General features: G+C 68.8%; 1 protein-coding gene. It reads left to right on the top strand.

Annotated elements, in window-relative coordinates:
- Window positions 1-159 precede the first annotated feature (159 nt).
- The gene (locus tag KS423_RS44810; RefSeq protein WP_374120181.1) at window positions 160-1797 is read left to right on the top strand and encodes an IS4 family transposase; all 1638 of its coding nucleotides are present in this window, start codon (window positions 160-162) and stop codon (window positions 1795-1797) included.
- The last annotated feature ends 15 nt before the right edge of the window (window positions 1798-1812 follow it).

The following is a 1812-nucleotide window of genomic DNA, read 5'->3' as shown; positions in this document are numbered from 1 at the left end:
TCGGGGGCTCCCCCCAAGACCAGGTAGTTAACGGATTCGGGCTGACGACAAGGGAGTTCGGCATCACGTTGGAACGCGGGCAACGGGGCCACGTTGATCAGGTAGTCCGCCAAGACTGCTGGTCGCCGAGGAACCCCGTTGCCTGTACGTCATTCTGTCCTGCCGCCTGCCCTGACGAGCATCTCCCGCGTGGTCACCGTGGCCGCGGGCCGATTCGCTCCCGGTCATCTGGGTGAGTTGACCCAGGTCGTGCCGTTCGATCTCGTCGACGCCGTCCTGGACGAGACCCGGAGCGTGCAGCACCGCTTACGGGATCTGCCCTCGCGGGTCGGGGTCTACTTTCTGCTGGCGATGTGTCTGTTCCCCGAGGTCGGCTACCGGCTGGTCTGGAGCAAGCTGACCGCCGGGCTGGCCGGGATTCCGGTCGCCTCTCCGACGTCGAAGGCGTTGCGTGACCTGCGCCGCAGACTGGGAAGCGCTCCCATGCGGGCGTTGTTCGAGGTGCTGGCCGGGCCGCTGGCCCGGCCGACGACGCCGGGGGTCCGGTTCGGCCCATACCGGACGGTGTCGTTCGACGGCTGCAGTTCACAGAGGGTCCCCGACTCCGAGCGGAACCGTTCCTGGCTGGGGAGGACCGCCCACCACGGCTATCCGACACTGGAGTTGATGACGCTTGTCGAGACCGGCACCCGGGCCCTGATCGGCGCGGTGTTCGGCCCTACCGCCGAGGGCGAGACGGGCTATGCCGGCCGTCTGCTGCATCTGCTGAGGCCGGACATGCTGGTGCTGTGGGACAAGGGGTTCGATGGCAACGACTTCCTCGCCGCGGTGACCGCCACCCGCGCCCAGGTCCTGGGCCGGCTCCGCAACAACCGGCGTGCGCCGGTCCTGTCCCGTCTCCGCGACGGCTCGTACTTGTCGGTGATCGGCACGGTGAGAGTGCGGGTCATCGACGCGCGGATCACGGTGACCTGCGCGGACGGCACCGTCTTCACCGGGTCCTATCGGCTGGTGACCACCTTGACCGACGCCCGCCGCTTCCCCGCCGCCATGATGGTGGCCCTGTATCACCAGCGGTGGGAGCACGAATCGGCGTACTACGCGCTCCGCCACACGATCATGGATGGCCGCCTGTTGCGCTCGGGCGACCCGGCTGGCATCGAGCAGGAGATGTGGTCCCTGCTGACGCTCTACCAAGCGCTCCGGACGGTCATGGTTGACGCCGCCGAATCCGTCCAGGGCACCGATCCGGACCGCTGCGGGTTCACCATCGCCCTCCAGACCGCCCGTGACCAGGTCGTCCAGGCCGCCGACATCGTCGTCACGACCGTCGAGCCGGTCGGTCTCATCGGACGCCGGGTTCTCGCCGCCCTGCTCCCACCCCGGCGGCAGCGGGTCAGCACCCGCAAGGTCAAATCACCGGTCTCCCGCTACAGCGAGCGCCTCGACGACGGCAGGCCCGATGCCAGCCGAACCGTCACCGACCTCGACGTCACCGTCCTCGCACCCGCGGCCGATGAGCGCCCCCTGCCCGACGTCTCCCGAGACGACCGGCACACTCACCGCTCACCACAGAGCCGCCGGGAACGGGTCCTGGAACTCCTCCGGGCCGACCCCAGCCGCCGCTGGCCGGCCCGCGAACTCGCACAGCACCTCGGCGACATCACCCTCGGCACCATGTATCGGCAGCTCTCCCGCTGGGCCCAGGACGGCCACCTCCGGAAATGTGGCCCCGGCGTATACACATCCAGCCGCGAGAACCCTTCAACTCCCTTGCGTGACCTGCGGAAACGTTAACTACCTGGCCTTGGG

The sequence above is a fragment of the Streptomyces sp. LS1784 genome (genome assembly GCF_020103755.1).
Lineage (GTDB): Bacteria > Actinomycetota > Actinomycetes > Streptomycetales > Streptomycetaceae > Kitasatospora.
The sequence above is the reverse complement of the archived record's forward strand: the minus strand, read 5'-3'. Positions and strand labels throughout refer to the sequence as shown.